We start from the raw sequence: 21,243 nt of genomic DNA on the forward strand, positions 1-21,243 counted from the left end.
TAGGGGAAGGTCATTTAGGTGCATGCCTAAAACAGTATATATTGAATGGCTTTAAATGCTTCGTATCCGAAAAATATTCCAAATCCAATAAGGACGATGCCTGCAATGATAGAGATCCAATAGAGAGCTTTACTGTGAAAGAATTTTCGGAAGCTTGTCGCTACGCTTGCCATAAAAATATCCCACAAAATAATACCGAGGAAAATACCGCAACTGTAGATTAGTAACTGACTATTTGTAGAGGTTTCAGTGGTCTTCGCTAATATGGAACCATAAATACCAAGCCAAAAAATAATACTGATTGGATTGGAAATGGCTATGATAAACCCGTTCCGAATGCGTTGAGCTTTGATGTTGATTTGACATTAGATGTATTACTCAGTGTAGATTTGGCTTTTGTTATTGATTCCATCCCAATATAAATTAAAATAAAACATCCAAATATCCAAAGAAATGTTTTTACAAACGGTGTTGTTAAAAAGGGAGCTACACCAAAATAGATTAATAACATAAAAATCACATCTGCAAACATTCCACCAACACCAACAAGCCAGGAATGGAAAAATCCCTGATGAATACCTTTATTTAACTGTGCAGCATTTATAGGGCCAATCGGAATAGATAGAGAAAGACCTAAAATTACATAGCTAAAGAACGTCTGCATAAATGATCCCTCCAATGCCTTATTTTCTTGCTCTATATTTATTCTATTCTATCTAACAGCTTGTACAACTAAAATTACCAATAAAAAACGTGTAGAAGTTATAATTGCTTCTACACGTGTGTATAATAATCTTATTTTTTTAAAGGAAGGTCTTTATCATTTGCCCATTCTGTCATGGAACCGTCATACATGGCAACATTGTCTTGTCCTAATTGATTGAGAATCAATGCGTTCCATGTAGCTGCAATTCCGCTACCGCAATATGTGATTACTTTCTTATCGGAATCAAGTGCTCCGGCTTCCTCAAAAGTTTTACGTAATTGTTCTTCAGGATGTAGTTGTAATGTTTTTTGGTCACTGTGTTGTCCGAAGAAAACATTCACACTGCTTGGAATATGCCCTGATCGTTCATACGTATCGGTTTCGCCAGCAAAATCAGCTGGGGATAAACTGTTGATAAGTACAACATTATCATCTTCCATTGCGTTTTTAACATCTTCTTTTGTTGCTAATAAATCAGCGTTGCGTGTTCTAGTGAAATGCCCTTCAGGATAAGACCCTGGTTCTGTAGTGGAAGGTCGTCCTTCTTCTTTCCATTTTAATAAACCACCATCAAGTACAGCTACATTTTCAAATCCTTCATAACGTAATTGCCATGCGAGTCTTGAAGCCCAGTCAGATCCAATAACTGGAGCTCCTACAACTGCTTGCGCTTGATCATATACCACCACATACGTGTCATCGCTAACTCCAAGTTTCGTGATCTTATCAATAAATTGATCTCTTGGTGGAACAGTGAATTTAAAAGGAGAGTTAGAGTCAGATAATTCTCCAAGTAAGTCTGCATATACAGCTCCAGGTATATGACCTTTATCGTATACATCCTTACCTGACCAGACATCATAGTACCCGCCCTCTGCAGGTTGTTTTAAGAAAGTAGTTGCATCCAATATGCGAAGTTTCGGATCATCTAGTCTTTCTGCTAACCAATCTGTTGTTACAATTAAAGGTACTTTTCGATTACTCACATGCTCATCTCCTTTATTATATATAATTATTCTTATTAATTTACTAAGGATAATTATATCTTTTCTGTTGCATCATTGCTATTCATTAGCTTGGTATTTAATTAGAAAAATATGCTAAATATAGCAAATGAAAATTATGATATTTTGAATACTGAAATAGTGGTTTGTGCGAACGAAATAAAACGAGCAATAAATTAGATAATTTTAATCTAACTTATTGCTCGTTTCTCACTTTCAAATTTTTATTTATTCAGATAAAATTCAATTAATTAAATAGGCTTCTAAAATATATCTTTCTGGAGCAGATCCGATAAAATCAAACGGATAACAAGTGCTAACGGTTAAGGTTGCACGTGGTTTCGGAACAATAACTGTACGGTCATCCTCGTCGACGATTCTTATTTTCCGCACTTTATACGTAAAGGAATCTGTAGAGGTGGTAACGACCAGCTCATCGCCTATTTCTACTTCACCTAACCTGCGAAATACGGTATCTCTATGGCCAGAGAGTACGGAATTATCCTTTTCACCTGGCAGTACGCTATCTGCGAAATGCCCAATTCCTTTTGCCAATTCATCTTCATCGGTGCCGTGAAAAATAGGAATGGTTGCATCAATTCGTTCAATCGTTAATGACCCAATTTCCTCTCCGATTGGTGGTTTCTGATTTGTCTGTTCGATGGTTTTATTTTCAATATCACGTCTATCTGTAGGTTTGTGTTCTTTTGTTGAACCAAGCTCATACCCCTTCACAAACAGGGTGCTATTGTTTAGAAAAAACCATGCTCCTAAAGTAATTAAGAACAATCCAATAATAGTTAATATATGCTTATTTTTCACTCGTTACTTTCCTTGATCGGATGAAAATTAGTGTTCCAATGAGTAATATAGCAATTCCAAACAGACTGTTTGATACATAATTAGCAGCTGTCTTAGGTAACTTCGCTCCTTTAACAGTGGAGGTAGCTGCTTCGGATGCAACTTCTTTTTGCACAGGTTCAAGCGTTTGTTTTAATTCTGTTGGTTTTGGTTTAATAGCGTTACCAGTTCCAATAATGGTTTCAGAGCTAACCATTTCCCCAGTGATGATTATATCTGCTAGAAAATCTCCTTGCAGGTTATAAATACTAATCTTTAAATCGGCATTTACTAGTTCTGTCATCGACATTAATGCGTTTAATGATAGTGGTTCTTCTACACCATCTTTTATTAAGCTAAATTGAATATCAAACGCAAATACAGAAACAAATTCATGATAGATCGAAACAAGTTCAGCTATTTGAGATGCAGTAAGTTCGGTTGCAGTGTCGAACTCTTCAAATGCCATCATTCTCTCACCTAAATTTATGATGCGTTCTATCGTTTCATCACTAGCGTTTTCAAGGATATTCCAAATATGCACATCTAATTGCTGTAATTCTTCCTCCGTTAAGTCATATGTTTTCATTAAATAATCGAAATCAATACTATATTCCTCATCCCATTCAATAAAATCATATAAATCGATTCCCAGATCATCTAAATATACATAATCATTGATATCTAAATCATTATCCTTCATTAATTGCAGAACCTCGTCTTTACTCATATCGAAATAGGTACCTAAGTTACTCAAATCTTTTTTAATTACTTCTGCTAGGAAATCAGATAGACGTTCTATTGTTTTAAACTCTTCAAGTGTAGTTTCATATAGAGAGAGTGAATGCACAATGTGCTCTCTAGTAACCGTAAACCCGCGTATGGCACTCACTTCTTTTAAATATACTTCTAAGTTATCATCAAAGTATGGATCTCTTTCTATCTTTTCTTCGATATAGAAGTCGACAGCCAAATATAATTCTTCTACAAAAACATAATCATTAATTGTTTCACCATATTCATGAAGTAATTTTTCAAGAGAATCTATGTCTAAATCATAACTATCATAGATCCACTCTAGATTACTTCCATTCTTTTCTATTACCTCTCCAAGATATAGCTCAAGTTCATCAATAGATTCCACATCTGTAAACGCTAATCCCGTTGTGGAAATTAGAATGTACTCCAAGTCCTCAATGGTTACCGTAAATCCTCTTTGTTGACTAACTTCAGATGCAAATCTCTCTAGCTCTTTTTCTGAAATACTTGTCTGAGCACTAATCGTACTCGGTAGAACGGCAAAAAATAAAATAATAATACAAAAAATAAATGCCGATTTTTTCATCTTTTCTCCTCTTTTCAGTAAAATGACAAGCTCAATGAGAAAATTATATCCCGGGCTTAAGAAACTAGCAATCTATTTTTTGGTAATATTTTCATATTTCGTCCGACATAGTCTGACAAAAGCACCAAATTTTGTGCTTGATTTAGAGAATCCCATAAGAAAACCGTGGAAGACTAGAATAAATAGAGAAAATTTCATCTTATCCCTGATAAAAGTTTGAATTTTCCTATTTTAAAGTCATCAAATTCAAGCGTTTACAAACAAATATTCAGATGTTAGTATACTTGTATACAAGTATTCATCATGTCGAGGACGGTGAATTTATGAAAGCCTTTTATCCAAGAAAACAGTTGATTAATAATTCCAAAGGTGAGCAGGTTGTTGCTGAGTTAAGAATGCGTATTATATCTCGAGCGATCGAGCCTGAAACCGTTTTATCTGAAAATCAATTAGCGAAAGAATTTCAAGTAAGTCGGTCTCCGATTAGAGAGGCACTTAAAGTACTTAGTAATGAAAATATTGTTCGTCCAGAACGTATGGGAGCAGTAGTAATTGGTATATCAGATAAAGATATTGAAGAGATTTATGATGTTAGGCTGATGATGGAATCGTTTACTTTTCAACGATTGTTACAAACGGACAATGAATTGTTGATTAATGATCTGGAGAAAGTAGTCGAAATGATGAAGATTGCAATCAAATACAAAGATGTCGATCAATTTTCGTTCTTAGATATTGAATTTCATGAAACGATTATACGATCGATTAAGCATCATTATATTGCCATGCTTTGGACAAATTTGAAGCCAGTAATGGAGTGTTTGATTCTATTATCGATGCGTTATCGAATGCAAGAGAATGAACAAGATTTTGAACGAATTATCAATAACCACCGATTAATTGTAGAATCTATAAAGAATAAAGATGCGGATTTAGTTAACAGTGCATTTTATAAAAACTTCGATGACGTCCAAAATCGCGTAGAACGTCTATGGAGTGACGATGAACGAATGAAGATTGTGAGGGAGAGCATTGAATCAAAATAAATATATGCTTGGTGTCGATATCGGTACTACAAGTACAAAAGCAGTATTATACCGTGAAACAGGAGAGATCATTGCTCAAGGGAATCATGGGTATGATTTACATACTCCTGACGTATCGACTGCAGAGCAAGATCCAGAAGAGATTTATTTAGCTGTTCGGCTAACAATTAAACATGTAATGGAAGAATCCAATATTAATAAAGAAGATTTATCATTTATCTCTTTCAGTAGTGCGATGCATAGCTTAATAGCTATAGATGAGCAGAATCAGGCAATCACACCATGTATAACATGGGCTGACAATCGCAGTGCTGGTTGGTCGAAGAAAATTAAGAATGAAATGAATGGGCATGAAAATTACTTGCGAACAGGAACTCCTATTCATCCAATGTCTCCTTTAAGTAAAATCACTTGGATTAACCATGATCGACCAGAGATTGCAGAAAAGGTGAAGAAATACATTGGTATTAAGGAATATGTATTTTATCAATTATTTGGTGAATATGTAGTTGACCATTCTATTGCTTCTGCAACAGGAATGATGAATCTAGAAAAACGCACGTGGGATGAACAAGCACTCCAAATTGCTGGGATTAAGAAAGAGCAATTATCCTTATTAGTTCCAACGACGAAAATTTTCACTGGTTGTGACGAAGCGGTTGCAAAAGAGATGGGGATCACAAGCAATACGAAATTCGTCATTGGCGCGAGTGATGGGGTACTATCAAACATCGGTGTGAACGCTATTAAAGATGGGGAAGTTGCAATAACCATTGGTACTAGCGGTGCTATTCGCACGGTGATTCCAAAACCAAAAACGGATCAAAAAGGTCGTATTTTTTGCTATGCATTAACGGAAGATCATTGGGTGATTGGTGGTCCGGTTAATAATGGTGGAATGGTTCTACGCTGGATAAGAGATGAGTTGGCTGCAAGTGAAGTAGAAACAGCGAAACGATTAAATGTCGATCCGTATGAAGTGTTAACGACGATTGCTAGTAAAGTAGAGCCGGGTTCCAATGGACTCTTATTCCACCCATTCTTAGCTGGAGAACGTGCTCCACTTTGGAATTCAGATGTACGCGGTTCGTTTATTGGACTTACATTGAATCATAAAAAAGAACATATGGTACGTGCAGCATTAGAAGGGGTTATCTTTAACCTATATTCTGTATTCCTTGCTTTAGTAGAAGTGATGGATGTTCCAGTGAAGTCAATAAAAGCAACGGGAGGATTCTCTAGATCAGAGTTATGGCGTCAGATGATGGCTGACATATTTGATCAAGATGTAATTGTGCCAAAAAGCTATGAATCTTCATGTTTAGGTGCATGTATGCTTGGTTTATATGCCGAAGAGAAAATTGATTCGTTTGATGTAGTAGAAGATTTAATTGGGCATACACATGCGCATGAACCGAATGAATCACATGTAGAAGCTTATCGAGAACTAATGCCAATATTTATTCGGATTGCACGTGCATTAGAAAGTGAATATGAACAGATAGCGGCTTATCAACAAAAGTCCATAGATAATAAATAATACAACGAGACGGGAGCGAGAATTCATGGAGAATATAATGCCATTAATTATCGTAGCATTAGCTGTAGTTTTACTATTGCTACTCATAATGAAATGGAATCTAAATACATTTATTTCATTGATCATTGTATCATTCCTAACTGCATTAGCTTTAGGGATGCCATTAGGAGATATTGTTGCATCAATTGAAGGTGGGCTTGGAGGCACTTTAGGTGATATTGCCCTCATCTTTGGTTTTGGTGCAATCCTAGGAAAACTAGTGGCAGATGCTGGTGGGGCACAGCGAATTGCTCTTACATTGATTCACAAATTTGGGGTAAAACGAATCCAATGGGCTGTAGTAATTGCATCATTCATTATTGGTGTAGCGTTATTCTTCGAAGTAGGGTTAGTTCTACTAATACCGATTATCTATCAAATTGCAAAAGAAATTAAAATACCTTTACTATATTTAGGTTTACCAATGACGGCAGCGTTATCCGTAACGCATGGTTTTTTACCACCACATCCGGGTCCAACAGTAATTGCTCAGCAATACGGAGCAAATATTGGAATGGTACTTATTTATGGAATTATTATTGCGATTCCAACGGTTATTTTAGCTGGACCACTATTTACTAAAGTTGCCAAGAAAATTGTTCCAGATGCATTTTCAAAAGTTGGTAATCTTGGATCACTTGGTGGAACAAAATCATTTCCAGAAGAGGAAACACCGAGCTTTGCAGTTAGTGCATTAACCGCACTATTCCCGGTCATATTAATGGCGATTACAACAGTCGTTGATTTATTGCAAGATATCGGTAATGTATCCGATAACATTTTCTTTGAAATTATGCGCATGATTGGGCAACCAACAACGGCATTATTAATTTCCTTATTATTAGCTATCTATACAATGGGAATTGCTCGTAAAATACCGATGAAACAATTGATGGCATCTGCAGAAGAATCAGTTCGCGCTATAGGTATGATGTTACTCATCATTGGTGGTGGCGGAGCCTTAAAACAAGTCTTAATAGATGGCGGAGTTGGTGATTCTGTTGCGGCTTTATTTGATGGAACAAGTATGTCACCAATCTTTCTTGCTTGGCTCATTGCTGCAATCTTAAGAATTGCGTTAGGTTCAGCGACAGTTGCTGCATTAACAACTGCAGGTATGGTAATTCCGTTGATGGAAGGAACGGATGTAAATCTTGCCTTAATGGTATTAGCGACTGGTGCGGGTAGTTTAATTGCCTCGCATGTAAACGATACTGGGTTCTGGATCTTTAAAGAATACTTTAATCTATCCATGAAAGAAACGTTCGCAACATGGACGTTACTTGAAACAGTCATTTCAGTTGCTGGTCTTGTCTTTACACTAGCGTTAAGTTTAATTGTATAAATATGTGTTCAAATAACAGGATGAAAAGGACGACGAAGTTCGAGTGGTGAACTTAAAGTACCAAAACGAATGCAATAAATTCGTGAGGAACACAAAGCTAGCCAACGAGCTTCCAAAGGATGTGGTGATTTCTGCGTTGCCCACAAGACGTAGGCAACTTTAGTAGAAGGTCCCCCTGATATGTGTCATTTTTATTGGACGGTTTGAACAACCTCTATAAAGGAAGTGTCTAAAAGAATGAATGCTATTGGAGTATTTGGATTAGGTGTTATGGGTGCAAACCTTGCTATGAACATGGCAAATAAAGGAGAAAAAGTTGCTGTTTATAACTATACATCTGACCTAACAGAAAAGTTTGAGGCTAATTTTACAAGTGATAATGCAGAGGCACATTATGACTTAGAGCGTTTTGTAAATTCATTAGAAAAACCAAGAAAAGTATTTTTAATGGTAACAGCAGGCCCTGTCATTGATTCGGTCATTGATTCCTTAGTACCTCTACTAGATAAAGAGGACATTATAATGGACGGAGGAAATTCGAATTTTAATGATTCGAACCGTCGTTATCATCGCTTAACAGATGTTGGGATTCATTTTGTTAGTGTCGGTGTTTCTGGTGGAGAAGAGGGAGCGCTTCATGGACCCGCATTAATGCCTAGTGGTGATGAAAATGTATATCAAGAAGTTGCACCTATCTTAGAAAAAATAGCAGCACAAGTTGATGGTAAAGCATGTTGTGGTTATTTAGGTAAAGAAGGTTCTGGTCATTACGTGAAAATGGTGCATAACGGCATTGAATATGCCGATATGCAGCTTATCACAGAGGCTTATCAGTTCTTACGTGAAAGACTTGGGTTATCTGTGGATGAAATCGCAGCTACATTTCGTGAGTGGAATGAAGGAGAACTGGAAAGCTATTTGATGGAAATAACGAGTGATATTTTAACGCGTGTGGATGATGAAACAAATCTGCCAATGGTTGATGTCATTCTTGATAAATCTGGTCAAAAAGGTACCGGAAAATGGACAAGCCAAAATGCATTGGATGTTGGCGTCCCGCTATCAATCATTACAGAATCTGTATTTGCACGATTCTTATCGGGTTTAAAGGAAGAACGCGTACTCGCAGAACAAAAACTTTCTGGACCAACAAAACTAGATAAGGAGCTTGATAAGCAAGCGTGGTTAGAACTTGTGAGACAAGCACTATTTATGGGTAAAATATGTGCGTATGCACAAGGGTTTCACCAATATAAGCAAGCTTCCGAAGCATATGGTTGGGATTTAAAGCTAGATGAGATTGCATTAATTTTTAGAGGTGGCTGCATTATCCGAGCAGGCATTTTGAATGAAATCAGTGATGCATTTAAAACGAATAGTCATTTACCAAACTTATTGTTATCAACATTCTTCCAGGAGAAGATAAGTGACTATCAAGCGTCGTTACGAAAAGTTGTGATAACAGGGATGGAAAGTGGGCTGTCCTTACCAAGTCTAGGGGCATCATTAACTTACTATGATGGGTATCGCTCCGCTCAAAGCGGTGCCAATATGATTCAAGCGCAGCGAGATTATTTTGGGGCACATACCTATGAAAGAGTGGATAAAGAAGGTACTTTCCATACAGTATGGTAAGTGTTTAGAACAAAAGGGGTAAAATAATAAAGGTCGTATCTTTTTTAAGGATACGACCTTTTGTTATTCATTTCTCTTGTATGCCATATCAATATAGTAATGAATGCCACTAAACGTTGTATGTTTCTGTTTCGTTCGTTTAATTTCTTTAAACCCAAGATTTTTATAGAGTTGCAGCGCACCTATATTGGTATCGGCAATTGTTTCTAATAAAAATGTCTCGTACTGTGGTAAAGAAAGAATATAGTCTATTAATGTAGAAGCGATGCCTTTGCGTCGATATTTTTCAGCTGTAGCAACAAACCCAACGTTTGCAATCTTCTCTCCTTTTTTTACCGGGGGTTTCTGAAATTCTTTTTTAAAAACAACGTTAGCAATTGTTCCTTTAAGCCATCCAAGATGTTTTCGTAATTCTTTTTGATTATGCTGAATGGCAAGTTTATCCCCGTCTGAGCAAAAGGTGATTGCCGCAATATCCTCATCGACAACTGCTATATAAAAATTCTCAAGAACAAACATGTGCTTGAGCGCTTTCGCTAGTTTTTCTTTATCCTCTGCGAAATAACGAAGATCTTCGCCAAAACCGTCTACGAATGTTTTGCTGAACTTTTCCCGTACATGTTGATCATTGTATTCATTTGCTCTCATAATTTGCATGACTACAATCTCCAGTCTTATTTATTCCGCCTTTAGAATCAGATTAGATTCTATGATTGATAAAGTCAATGGATATGTAAGTAATGCAAGTAAGTGATGAATTATGTTAAAATTGGTAATAATTGTGAAATAAGTTGATTGGGGTGTTTTTATGCCAGAATGCCAAAAGTGCGGAGAAAATTGGACGTGGAAGCAAACGATAAAAAAGTCCTTTACTCTGGATACGCGTATGATATGTCCATATTGTCACGAGACACAATTTATAAGCAAACGATCAAGAAAGCGATCATCTGCTTTTACATTCTTGATTCCTCTTGTACTATTACTCAATATTTTTTGGCACCCAACGTTATGGACCATTGTCATCATGTTATTGGTTTTAATTATTTTAATGGTTTCGTACCCTTATTGGCTAGAACTATCCAATGAAGAAAATTTACCTTTTAGTGAATGAGATTACCTATTTTTTTGATGAAATATTTCGGTAGAGGATACCATTAACTCGACAATTTGTTTTGCCATATAGGATGGAGAATGAGGGAAATCTTCTTCAATCCAGCGAATGATAAAACCTGCTATCCCATGAGCTCGATAAATATAGAACCAATCTATATCTATTTTTTCTTCGCTCTCAGAATGAATTTCATAGTCATACTCTTCTATTAATAAATCCTCAATTGCTTTTGCCAATTGATGTCGAAAATCAACATGGATATGTTCACTTAATAATATTTTATATAAGGAAGCATTTTCCTGAAAATAATGAAATAGTGTAATATTTTCTATAGGTATTTCCTTAATAACCACGTTTTTATTATTTCTATATGGTTTTCTAATTTCATCAACCATATCATGTAGTGTGTCTTGAATAACTTCCTCTAGTAGATTTTCCTTCGAGTCATAGTGTGAATAAAATGTTCCTCGATTATAGTTAGCTAGCCGACAAATTTCAGATATGCTAATCTCTTCAAATTGTTTTCTTTCTAAAATGGAAAGAAAGCATTCTCTTATGGCAGTCTTTGAACGTTGGATTCGTTTGTCTACATAATTTGTATTCATCTTCTATTACAACCTTTCAACATGTAACTCACTCTTCTTATCGCGGTGATGTAAAAACGAACAAACACCATCTTACTTTATTATACAGCACTTTTAATATACAAAAAATGTATCTTTGTTCAATAACAAGCAAAAACTATAAAAATGTATATGGTAAGGGTCTCAATGAAAGAGTAAAGTAAAAGTTGTAAGACTACAAAGGAGGGCTATAGAATGACATTTCCTATTTTAGAAGATAAGGTAGCAATTATTACTGGTGCAGCAATGGGCATGGGGAAAGCAACAGCTTTATTGTTTGCGGAGGCAAAAGCGAAGGTAGTTATTGCCGATTTTAATGAAGAAAAAGGGCAAGAAGTAGTGCAAGAAATTAAACAAGCAGGTGGCGAAGCTGCTTTTGTAAAAGTAGATATATCTGACTCTGCACAAGTGAAGCAGATGGTGCAATTTGCGGTAGAACAATACGGAAAATTAGATGTTGCGGTGAACAATGCAGCACTTACACCGGATGATAAACCAGCAGCTGAATTTGACGAAGATTATTGGAATAAACTTATTTCTGTTGATTTAACTGGAACCGCATTGTGTATGAAATATGAACTTCAACAACTGTTAGAACAAGGTAATGGAGGATCTATTATTAATATTTCATCTGTGAGCGGTTTCCGTCCACAACCAAATAATATTGCTTATGTTGCAGCAAAACATGGAGTAGTGGGTATGACAAAAGTAGCCGCTCTAGAAAATGGACCACATAACATTCGTGTGAATACTGTAGCTCCGGGTGCGATTGATACACCAATGCTAAGAGGAGCTTTGGAACAATTTAATCTTTCAGAAGAAGAATATGCTCCACAATTAAGTTTGTTGAATCGTTTTGGACAAGCGAGTGAAATAGCTCAAGCTAGTCTTTGGTTAGCTTCTGATGCAGCTTCTTACGTAACGGGTACAACAATTCATGCAGATGCTGGATATACATCAAGATAAATAAACACCAAGCGCCGATGAGACTTATGTCTTTTCGGCGCTTGATTTTATTTTCCATAGTTCCGTCCTAATTCGTATGCTTGCATTAACCATTCATCGAGTTGTTGAGCATTTACACTATTGGTTTCGGTGAGTAAGTGGAATGTAGAGCTTGGAATACCACAGTAATCAGCAAGGCCAACATTAAAATAATGTTCCATCATCGAATCATACTTTCGCTTTTCGAGTTTTTTCTCATCAGCTGCCGCTAAACCTAGCCAGAGTACATGTTCATGATGTAATTTGCTATTCCCGTATGCGAATCCAAAATTCCAGACACGATCGATATAACCTTTCATAATTCCAGGCATACTCCACCACCATATTGGAAAAATAAACGCTAAAGCATCCACGCTCTTCATTCGCTCCATCTCTCTCGTTACTTCCGGTGAAAAGTGTTGCACTTTTGCATCCCATTCAGGCTCATCAGCTACTGGCAATGCTGCTTCAAATTTATGACGATATAGATCAATAAGTTCAACATTATGACCAGCATCTTGTAGTCCATCTATAAATCGATTGGCGACTTTCATCGTTAAAGATTCTTCTCTAGGATGTGCAACAATTGTTAATACTTTCATGTATTATCAGTCCCTCATTGAAAATGTGTTATATCTAGTTTAAAGTATATGTCATATACAGTAAAATTGAATTATCAGATATTAACGTTCGGTAATTTTGATAACAAGGAGGGTGAAATGGAGTTACGGCATCTAGTAACATTTAAAACAATAGTAGATAAAGGTGGATTTAAAAAAGCTGCAGATGAACTAGGTTATGCTCAATCCTCTATTACAGCACATATTCATGATCTGGAATCAGAGTTAGAAATCCCTTTGTTTAATCGTATGGGGAAAAGTATCAGCCTTACACAGGCAGGAGAAACGTTTCTTCCCTATGCTACTGAAATTATTGACCTGTATTCCGAATCTAAAGATCGATTAAGGAATACGGAGGAACCTTCTGGAATAGTAATAATTGGTGCGAGTGAAACGTTAATGATCCATTGGCTACCTAACATTTTAAGAGGATTTATGGAGGAATATCCTAAAGTAGAAATAGTGTTGAAAACATTACGGTTTGAAGATGTTCATAGTCAATTAAAAAGTGGAGAGGTTGATATTGCTTTCCTTGTCGAACTTGAAAATTGGACACAGAAAGATGTCTGGGCAAAAAAAATTAGAAAAGAAGAGCTCGTCCATATACTTCCTGGAAAGATCGAGAGAAGACCTTTTGCCCCAAGGATGCTTACAACAGAGTATAAATGTAGTTGGCGTCCAATAATGGAAGCATATATGAATTCGACTACGGATATCAATATGAAGGCAATTGAATTGCCCAGTGTAGAAGCCATTAAAAAGAGTGTAATGTGTAACCTTGGCCAATCGATTGTACCCCGATTTGTTGTTGAAAAAGAACTCAAAGAAGGAGTATTAGTAGAATACCCTAGTTCTAAGATAAAACAGGAACTAGCTATCTTTCAGGCTATGCACAAGGATAAATGGGTATCTAAAAGCATCTCGGTGTTTATCGACTATTTGGCTAACTGAGAATAATTATAAAATTTTAGAGAGAGGTTCTAAGATGGATAAAAATGAAGTAGTTCATTTAGCAAGTAAACATGGTATACATGTCAACAAAGACACAATAAAATTAAATGAATCTGGCTTGGACTTTAAAGTCGCCCATGTGAAAGATACGGAAGGCTCACAATGGATTTTACGAATTCCCCGAAGAGCCGATTCTACTCGAAGTACGGACCAAGAAAAGCGTGTATTGGATATTATTCATGAATATGTATCTTTTCAAGTACCTAAATGGGAAGTCTATACGGATGAATTGATAGCTTATAAGCAATTAGATGGTCGACCCGCAGGTACAATAGACCCAGAAATTCAAAATTACGTATGGAGTTTTGATGTAGAAAATACTCCTGAAATTTTTCATCAAACGTTAGGAAAAGCACTTGCTGAGCTTCATCAATTGCCAAAGAATTTCTTTATCGATACTGGCATTGAGATCAATGATGCGAACGATTTAAGAGATAACATGAAACAACGAATGGAAAAAGTAAAGGAACGATTTGGAGTAAGTGAAGTGCTGTGGGAAAGATGGCAAAAATGGTTGTCAGACGATTCTCTATGGCCAAAACATACCGGGCTGAGTCATGGAGATGTTCATCCAGGACATACGCTGATTAATGATGCGATAGAGGTAACAGGCTTTATTGATTGGACAGAGGTTTCTGTTACGGATATTTCGAGAGACTTCGTGACGCATTATATCCTTTATCAAGAAGCAGGATTAGAAAAGCTAATTGAAGCATACAGTAATGCAGGTGGTAAAACATGGGCTAAAATGAAAGAGCATATTATCGAGCTGCAAGCGGCATATGCTATTGATGTCGCAGAATTTGCGATTGTTTCCGAGGCGAGCGAAATGGAAACAATGGCTAAACAAATGCTAGGTGTAGAAGAATAGTTTCAGATAAACGATCTCTTTTGGGGTCGTTTTATCATTTTTTAGTATAATAGAAAAAAACATACTAGGGGGCGTGAGGCTTATGCAAGCGATAGAAATAAAGAAACCAGTTCGTTTATGTGTTGATGGCAGGTTAAATGACCATAGTATAGGATGGGCGAGGCAGCCGCTTGTGCAATGTAATGTGACTGGGAGTTACCCTCGTAAGAAAAAATGGAACTATTGGTGTGTGACCAATCCAGAGGTGTTATTTTCTGCAACTATATCTCATATTGATTATGCGGCTGTGATGTTTGTATATATTCTAGATTTGAATACAAAGGAATTTCACGAAAAGACTTCTTTGATTCCATTTGGAAAAGGAGTACGCATGCCTGAAGGGGTTAGGGAGTCACTCCATTATGATGGGAAAGATATGCTTATTCATTTTGATGAATCCGATGAGAGAACTACATTAACCATATCGATACCTGATTTTAGTAATGGAAAAGGGCTGACAGCAGATATAAAATTATCAAGACCAGATAAATATGAATCATTAAATGTTGTTGTTCCATGGTCTGAGAAACGATTTCAATTTACTTCCAAGCAACCTGCAATCCCTGCTTCTGGAAAAATAATGTGGGGAGAAAAAATATATTCTATAAACCCTGATTCCGCATTTGGTTGTTTAGACTTTGGACGAGGTGTTTGGAAATATGCTTCTAAATGGAACTGGGGTTCTGCTTCTGGTGTGATTGATGGTCAACGAATTGGTTTGAATTTTGGAGGACAATGGACAGATAAGACTGGTCAAAATGAAAATGGTTTAGTGATTAATGATCGATTGCATAAGATCCACGAAGATATTAAATGGCAGTATGACAAAGATGACTATAAACAACCATGGAAACTAACGACAATCAGTTCTGATCGAGTTGATCTTCAATTCACACCCATGTTTGAACGTATCGCAGAAACAAAAGCAGTTATTATTGAATCGAGTGTCCACCAATTGATTGGCCATTATCAAGGAACAATCAAAACAGATCAAGGGAAAATAATTAACATTGACTCGATGCTCGGGTGGGCAGAAGATCATAAAGCGAAGTGGTAATGAAAAGAGAAGGTAAAGCCAACAAACTTTTGCTTTACCTTCTCTTTTCATATAAATTTTTGTGTACACGCTGATTCTTATAGACATACGCTCTTTAATAGGTTCGGCTTTAAACTTTATAGGCAAAGAAAAACTTTTTCTAATATTAAGTAGAAGTCGTAGCCTCACGAATAAAATTGACACAAGCCCAATTACCTTCCCTCTTAAACAATTCTTGAACAGTTTCACGATCTGTGGGTGGCTGATCTATCCAATTCAGAAGCGTATGCACAATCGATTCTTTGTGTGGGAAATAATGTATAAATATTTCAGATTGCTCATGAAGCCTTGTTGACCAAATTTGTGAGCGTACCATCACCATCGAATAGTAGGTTCGAATTAGTTTACGAGCAAAACCTTGTGTGTATGGGCAGAAGGCTTCATCTGAAGAAGTCTCTAACCTATTTAAAGTCCGATGTAGTGACTTGCAAATATCACCATTAAATTTAATCGGTATTTCTGATGTGAGTTTATATGGTCCAAATCGTTCACCCAAATCTTCTCCATAAACACAAACACTAATTTCCCTAAGAAATGCATTTTCGTAATAATTGCTAGGGTCCATCGTATAGTCGTAATCAGCTATAGCAATTCCAACATCTCTAACGAGAGAAAGATATTTATTTGATAATTCGCTAGCAAGTGTCCTTAATTGATTAACCTCATCAGAGCTTAAATTTTTCGTAAATAAAGCAATAAGATCTAAGTCAGAATGGACAGGTTTTGCGTCTCCTCGTGCAATGCTCCCATACACATATACACTATGCAGTTGAAGCGGGAATAATTTTTTAAGAGAATGAACAGATTCTTGAATGCATGGCAGGTATATAGAATCAATTTTATCGATACTAACATCGCTTACAATAAAACCATTATCATCAAGACCATAACCAGGTTTTAGCATCTTTTCAAAGCTCCTCTCGTTTATTTTTTTGTTGTTGAAATTGTATGAGGTAGGTGAGTTCAAACAATAAATACGCTGTTACCAGTGCACCTAAAATCGGATAAGGGGAAGCAATAAAATGAAAAAGTGTTAGTGATACAATGAATATCAAAAGACCTACAGATATAGGTAGTAAAGATAATCTTCTCAAGGTAAAGCACCTCCAATTTGAAGTTCAGTTAAATATTAACAAAGATAGGAATCTCTTCCGTAAAAAAGAGTATTCTACAACTGTTAGGAAACCGGAGAGTTACGCAAAAATGATCTGGTTCCCCAATTGACGAGAAGTATTGATAACAATGGAAATAAAAGAAGTCCTACCACTTGAAACTGTAGATAACCGAAAATCATATTTAAAAAGATAAGTATCGGCGTGGCCAGGTATAACACGCATTTTTCTAGAGAATCACGCAGCATCGTTTCATCCCAACGAAACAAACGGATAAAGGGATCTTGACGGAAAGCCATCCACCCAGTCTTAGCGATATCAATAATAATATAAATAGAAATTCCCCAGACAATATAAGTAACCCACCGACCTGATGTAAGTATAATGAAAGCTATCAATAGCCCGCTGAGTTGGAAAATAGGGAAGAGAAGGCGTTGATTTCGAATGATTGATTTAAAGAATGCATCCGTGAAAATCATCGATGCAGTTTGTTGTTTAAACATTACTTGTGACTGTTTCCATAGTCTTGGTTTTGTTTGTGATGGTGGACGGTATCCTTGATTATTTACATCCATCAGTAATAATTTTCCCATCTGATTACGTGACGCATCATCGAGTAAGGCAATTTTTAGAAAGTTATTGCCATTGTATAAAATTTTCCGGGAAAGAACAAAGCACCCAAAAATGCTAAGACCCATCCAAATAAAAGTGAATGTAGGGCTATCGATTATAAAGGAAGATCCTAATATGAATGCGACGATGGGGAGAACTTGGTTAACTATTCGATAAATAGATGACGATATATACAGTTTCAGATATTTCTTCCAGGCATTAAAAAGACAAGAAACGGTAATGTAACAAATATATAATAAAATAATTTTTTGGGTATCTAAGCTGAATAATTCCATTAGTAGTGGAACAGGTAAAATGAATATAATTGTACCTAGTATAATCGTATGACCAAAAGAATATATAATCCCATACTGTGTAATTTTTCGCAGGAATGGAATGTTTCTACTTAGGAATAGTTGATCAGCAACATAAGTAAATAACTTAATCTCAAAGATGAACATAGTTAAAAATAAAAGTGTTGTCCATCCATACCACCCAATAAAAGTAAAAATAAATGGAATTTCCTGCAGCCATTCCATATAAAAGAAAATTGCAATTGCGACTCCAGGAATAAGGAAATATACGAAAACGGTCCAATCTAGAACCATATTCCAAGCTTTACGTTGTTGTTTGAAATCTGAACGAAAACGTTGCATAAACACATTAAAGGCGGGATGCATTCACTAACTCCTCCTCTAGCAAATAGTAGAAGCAATCTAAAAGAGAAGTGTTCAAAGGTTGATTTGTTCTTTGTTGTAGTTCATTTAGCGTTCCCTGAAACAACATCTTTCCTTCATGTAGAAGTACAAAATTATCACAGAGTTTTTCAGCAGAGTCTAATACGTGGGTGGTCATCAATATCGCAGCACCACGTTGCTTCTCTTCTTCCAACAAAGTAATCAGGTTTTTCGTGGCAATCGGATCCAACCCAATAAATGGTTCATCAATAATATAAATATCTGCTTGTACCATAAAGCTTAAAACAATTAGTGTTTTCTGCTTCATTCCTTTTGAAAAATGTATGGGAAAATGATGTTCTTTACCGTTTAATAAAAATAGTTTTAGGAGTTTCTCAGCTTTTGGAATCCATTCATTATTGGGTAAGTCATAAGAAGTGGCTGCTAGACGTAGGTGTTCCCAAAGTGTAAGGTGATCGTATAGGATAGGTTCCTCTGGTATATATGCAAGTTGATGTTCATCTTTAATATGTATTTCTCCATCAAAAGCTTCCATCGTCCCAATAATCGACTTAATGGTCGTGCTTTTCCCTGCTCCGTTAGCTCCAAGTAAGCCAACAGTTTCACCAGAGAGAATAGAAAAATGGATATCTGATAAATATAATTGCTCTGTATGATATCCAGCATGGTTGATTTTTACTTCAATCATAGGCATCCTCCAATATAATCAGCTATATTCTTCATTTTATGAAATTATACTTAGATGTCAATGATGATTTAATAGAAAAGTTTGAAATAAACCTTAGGATAGTTGATTCCAACTCTTGCCAATTATATCATAGTAGTAATAATTAAAGATTAATTGGGAGGAAGGATAACATGGCGACAATTGATGATTTTATGAAGGTAGACATGCGGGTTGGAACAGTAATACATGCAGAATCTTTCCCAGAAGCTCGTAGACCAGCCATTAAGCTAACCGTTGATTTCGGTGATGAAGTAGGAATAAAAAAATCTTCGGCGCAAATTACCAAAAGGTATGAGCCAGAAGAAATAGTAGGTCGCCAGGTGGTAGGAGTAGTTAATTTTCCTCCGATGCGTGTGGCAGGATTTAAATCAGAAGTGTTAATTATTGGTGGAGTTCCTGAGGATGGAGATGTTATTTTGTTGCGCCCCGACGAAGAAGTTCCAGATGGTACAAAAATATCGTAACTAAAATGGCCGAGCTTAGAATCCATAGCTTGGCCATTTTGATATTATCGTTTGCTTACTTTTATTACCCACCAGATTAATAGAAATTGTAATGGCAGACGAATCCAAAGAGCAGCTTCTGGAGTGTTATAGTTTTCTGCATGGAAAGCCATATAAATATTTACAGGAAATACGAGTACAAGAAATATAGCAATGGTGATTCCTGCTTTTCTGCGAGTAGTAGGATAAATTAGTAAGGCACCTAGCACAATCTCAACTACTCCCGATACATACACAATCAACGGGCGCTGTGGAACCCAGTCTGGCATCGATGAAATAAAGAAATCATCGAGTAAAAAGTGTCCAATTCCAGCTAGCATAAATAATATAGCAAAAATATATAAAAATACTTTTTTTATCAATATGATTTCCCCTCTATTAGAAATTACTTCCATTCTACTCTTTTTTAGTTTGGTTGGCTATGAGTAGAATTTGAGAGTTAATCAATAGAAGTAGGTTCATGAATCATACCCATAAATAATATGGTGTCCGTCTCGTTATCAGAAATGGTGAGGAGAAATGGACGATTGACTTCCATTTGAAAAGGAGCTGGACTAACAATGGCAGATTCTTCTTTCATTTCTACAGAAGTTGCCCCAGCTGCTTCTGTTCCTTTTTCATCAACCTGTAAAAACGTCTTATGCATGATTTTACTAATGTATAAATTTCCACGTAACTGTGCTGGATCGATCATGTTGGTGAAATCAGCTTCGTGCTTGTCAAATGCTTTCTCCATACCTAAAGCTTGGAAGAAATTCTTTAACTCTGATTTATATTCTAAGGAGAATTTCGGCATTTTTAAACTTCCTACCGTTTCTTGCATAGATTCACGCCAATTCTGCCAGTCTTCTAGCGTTAACTTGTTAACAAATTCTTGTAATTCAATACTTTCATTCGGGAGAAATATCTCCATCTGAATGTTTCCCTCTTCACCGTATGGAAGTGCAACAGCCTGAAATTCGTCAGTTTCCCAGTAAGGAAGTTCTTCATCAAGTGACATGTAAGGGACTTCTGTGGAAGATGATTCATCTATATTGAATGAATCATCTTCAGTATTATTTTCATCAAAAGGATACTTCCAGTCACCATTGAAATACGTGGCATTTAATAAGAAGGCGACATGGTCTTCATCGACTTTTTCAATAAGATCAGTAATTTTTCCATTTGTTTTTTCACGAACCCATTCGTTCATTGGTTCCTTCGTAGTTAAAGGACCTAGTTCTGGATTATAAGATTCAGTAACTTGTTGTTCAAAGTTTTCAAGAAAAGTGAATTTAGGACGTAACCAAATAGAATTAAGAATATTTAACTCGACATCATCGTGATTATTTAGTTGCTCCATCATAGAGGCATTATGTTTGTTTAATATTTGAAGGTCAATATTTCTAAGTTGAAGTGCTTTGGTCATTTCATCTTTCGTTTCTCTGCCAGCTCCATTATATGCCATCGAAACAGATAACCAAATACTGATCGGGGAGACAAAAATATTGTCTTCTTCATTACCCTCTAATCGTTGTAATGCTTGAAAACCGAGATGATTACTTGCTTGATTAGCTTCATTTACCAAAACGGAGGTGTCTATTTTCGTGGAGGGAGGGGCATCTGAAGGAATATTTCCACCTGTGGCACTATTATCATCTGTGCCACAAGCAGAAAATAATAAGGACAAACATAGTATAAGAAAGATAACAAAGCGTTTGTTCATTTTACACAAATCCTCTCTATTTATTTTATTG

General features: G+C 36.2%; 21 protein-coding genes and 1 pseudogene. 10 read left to right on the plus strand and 12 right to left on the minus strand.

Annotated features, from left to right (window positions below; all coding sequences use genetic code 11):
• Positions 1–26: 26 nt before the first annotated feature.
• From ABC346_RS05795 to ABC346_RS05810, 4 genes and pseudogenes are all read right to left on the minus strand, one after another.
• Positions 27–664, minus strand: a pseudogene (locus ABC346_RS05795) (LysE family transporter).
• Between the two features lie 131 nt (positions 665–795).
• Positions 796–1,692, minus strand: coding sequence for a sulfurtransferase (locus tag ABC346_RS05800; protein WP_413233952.1), 897 nt, complete (start codon positions 1,690–1,692; stop codon positions 796–798).
• A gap of 261 nt (positions 1,693–1,953) precedes the next feature.
• Positions 1,954–2,532, minus strand: a complete 579-nt coding sequence (locus ABC346_RS05805; protein ID WP_413233953.1) for a class D sortase — start codon at positions 2,530–2,532, stop codon at positions 1,954–1,956.
• On the minus strand, positions 2,522–3,895 hold the full coding sequence (locus tag ABC346_RS05810; protein WP_413233954.1) for a processed acidic surface protein: 1,374 nt from the start codon (positions 3,893–3,895) through the stop codon (positions 2,522–2,524). The genes ABC346_RS05805 and ABC346_RS05810 overlap by 11 nt, the downstream gene beginning before the upstream one ends.
• A gap of 323 nt (positions 3,896–4,218) precedes the next feature.
• Here ABC346_RS05810 and ABC346_RS05815 point away from each other — a divergent pair, with 323 nt between their 5' ends.
• From ABC346_RS05815 to gnd, 4 genes are all read left to right on the plus strand, one after another.
• Complete coding sequence (locus ABC346_RS05815; RefSeq protein ID WP_413233955.1) at positions 4,219–4,941, plus strand: GntR family transcriptional regulator; 723 nt, start codon at positions 4,219–4,221, stop codon at positions 4,939–4,941.
• Positions 4,942–4,945: 4 nt separating this feature from the next.
• Entirely contained in the window at positions 4,946–6,481 is a 1,536-nt protein-coding gene (gntK, locus tag ABC346_RS05820) for a gluconokinase (RefSeq protein ID WP_413236516.1), read from the plus strand.
• A gap of 37 nt (positions 6,482–6,518) precedes the next feature.
• Positions 6,519–7,865, plus strand: coding sequence for a gluconate:H+ symporter (locus ABC346_RS05825; protein ID WP_413236517.1), 1,347 nt, complete (start codon positions 6,519–6,521; stop codon positions 7,863–7,865).
• Between the two features lie 237 nt (positions 7,866–8,102).
• Entirely contained in the window at positions 8,103–9,500 is a 1,398-nt protein-coding gene (gnd, locus tag ABC346_RS05830; protein ID WP_413233956.1) for a decarboxylating NADP(+)-dependent phosphogluconate dehydrogenase, read from the plus strand.
• A 63-nt stretch (positions 9,501–9,563) separates the two neighbouring features.
• Here the strand turns inward: gnd and ABC346_RS05835 are convergent, their stop codons facing one another.
• Complete coding sequence (locus ABC346_RS05835; protein ID WP_413233957.1) at positions 9,564–10,157, minus strand: GNAT family N-acetyltransferase; 594 nt, start codon at positions 10,155–10,157, stop codon at positions 9,564–9,566.
• A gap of 151 nt (positions 10,158–10,308) precedes the next feature.
• On the opposite strand from ABC346_RS05835, the gene ABC346_RS05840 reads away from it, so the two are divergent.
• Positions 10,309–10,611 carry a TIGR04104 family putative zinc finger protein gene (locus ABC346_RS05840; RefSeq protein WP_413233958.1) on the plus strand — a complete coding sequence of 101 codons (303 nt, stop codon included), beginning with the start codon at positions 10,309–10,311 and terminating at the stop codon, positions 10,609–10,611.
• Between the two features lie 2 nt (positions 10,612–10,613).
• Here the strand turns inward: ABC346_RS05840 and ABC346_RS05845 are convergent, their stop codons facing one another.
• Positions 10,614–11,216, minus strand: a complete 603-nt coding sequence (locus tag ABC346_RS05845) for a TetR/AcrR family transcriptional regulator (RefSeq protein ID WP_413233959.1) — start codon at positions 11,214–11,216, stop codon at positions 10,614–10,616.
• Between the two features lie 213 nt (positions 11,217–11,429).
• Here ABC346_RS05845 and ABC346_RS05850 point away from each other — a divergent pair, with 213 nt between their 5' ends.
• Positions 11,430–12,200 carry an SDR family NAD(P)-dependent oxidoreductase gene (locus ABC346_RS05850; protein ID WP_413233960.1) on the plus strand — a complete coding sequence of 257 codons (771 nt, stop codon included), beginning with the start codon at positions 11,430–11,432 and terminating at the stop codon, positions 12,198–12,200.
• Positions 12,201–12,247: 47 nt separating this feature from the next.
• Here ABC346_RS05850 and ABC346_RS05855 read toward each other — a convergent pair whose 3' ends face one another.
• Positions 12,248–12,820, minus strand: coding sequence for an NAD(P)H oxidoreductase (locus tag ABC346_RS05855; RefSeq protein WP_413233961.1), 573 nt, complete (start codon positions 12,818–12,820; stop codon positions 12,248–12,250).
• A 117-nt stretch (positions 12,821–12,937) separates the two neighbouring features.
• Here ABC346_RS05855 and ABC346_RS05860 point away from each other — a divergent pair, with 117 nt between their 5' ends.
• The 3 genes from ABC346_RS05860 to ABC346_RS05870 all read left to right on the plus strand — a co-directional run bounded on the left by ABC346_RS05860 (position 12,938) and on the right by ABC346_RS05870 (position 15,816).
• The gene (locus tag ABC346_RS05860; RefSeq protein WP_413233962.1) at positions 12,938–13,789 is read left to right on the plus strand and encodes a LysR family transcriptional regulator; all 852 of its coding nucleotides are present in this window, start codon (positions 12,938–12,940) and stop codon (positions 13,787–13,789) included.
• Positions 13,790–13,823: 34 nt separating this feature from the next.
• Complete coding sequence (locus ABC346_RS05865; RefSeq protein WP_413233963.1) at positions 13,824–14,720, plus strand: macrolide 2'-phosphotransferase; 897 nt, start codon at positions 13,824–13,826, stop codon at positions 14,718–14,720.
• 82 nt (positions 14,721–14,802) lie between these two features.
• Positions 14,803–15,816 (plus strand): DUF2804 domain-containing protein, encoded by a 1,014-nt coding sequence (locus tag ABC346_RS05870; protein WP_413233964.1) that lies wholly within the window; start codon positions 14,803–14,805, stop codon positions 15,814–15,816.
• A 145-nt stretch (positions 15,817–15,961) separates the two neighbouring features.
• Here the strand turns inward: ABC346_RS05870 and ABC346_RS05875 are convergent, their stop codons facing one another.
• The 3 genes from ABC346_RS05875 to ABC346_RS05885 all read right to left on the minus strand — a co-directional run bounded on the left by ABC346_RS05875 (position 15,962) and on the right by ABC346_RS05885 (position 18,965).
• Positions 15,962–16,759, minus strand: a complete 798-nt coding sequence (locus tag ABC346_RS05875) for a nucleotidyltransferase domain-containing protein (RefSeq protein WP_413233965.1) — start codon at positions 16,757–16,759, stop codon at positions 15,962–15,964.
• 273 nt (positions 16,760–17,032) lie between these two features.
• The gene (locus tag ABC346_RS05880) at positions 17,033–18,259 is read right to left on the minus strand and encodes an ABC transporter permease (RefSeq protein WP_413233966.1); all 1,227 of its coding nucleotides are present in this window, start codon (positions 18,257–18,259) and stop codon (positions 17,033–17,035) included.
• Positions 18,243–18,965 carry an ABC transporter ATP-binding protein gene (locus ABC346_RS05885; protein ID WP_413233967.1) on the minus strand — a complete coding sequence of 241 codons (723 nt, stop codon included), beginning with the start codon at positions 18,963–18,965 and terminating at the stop codon, positions 18,243–18,245. The genes ABC346_RS05880 and ABC346_RS05885 overlap by 17 nt, the downstream gene beginning before the upstream one ends.
• Before the next feature lie 170 nt (positions 18,966–19,135).
• Here ABC346_RS05885 and csaA point away from each other — a divergent pair, with 170 nt between their 5' ends.
• Positions 19,136–19,468, plus strand: coding sequence for a chaperone CsaA (gene csaA / locus ABC346_RS05890; protein ID WP_413233968.1), 333 nt, complete (start codon positions 19,136–19,138; stop codon positions 19,466–19,468).
• A gap of 44 nt (positions 19,469–19,512) precedes the next feature.
• Here csaA and ABC346_RS05895 read toward each other — a convergent pair whose 3' ends face one another.
• Positions 19,513–19,869: a DoxX family protein gene (locus ABC346_RS05895; RefSeq protein WP_413233969.1), complete on the minus strand. Its 357-nt coding sequence runs from the start codon at positions 19,867–19,869 to the stop codon at positions 19,513–19,515.
• A 77-nt stretch (positions 19,870–19,946) separates the two neighbouring features.
• The gene (locus ABC346_RS05900) at positions 19,947–21,212 is read right to left on the minus strand and encodes a serpin family protein (protein ID WP_413233970.1); all 1,266 of its coding nucleotides are present in this window, start codon (positions 21,210–21,212) and stop codon (positions 19,947–19,949) included.
• Positions 21,213–21,243 lie beyond the last annotated feature (31 nt).

Origin of the sequence: Oceanobacillus phoenicis, from assembly GCF_047238145.1 — a bacterium.
In the GTDB taxonomy this organism is placed as follows: domain Bacteria; phylum Bacillota; class Bacilli; order Bacillales; family Amphibacillaceae; genus Oceanobacillus.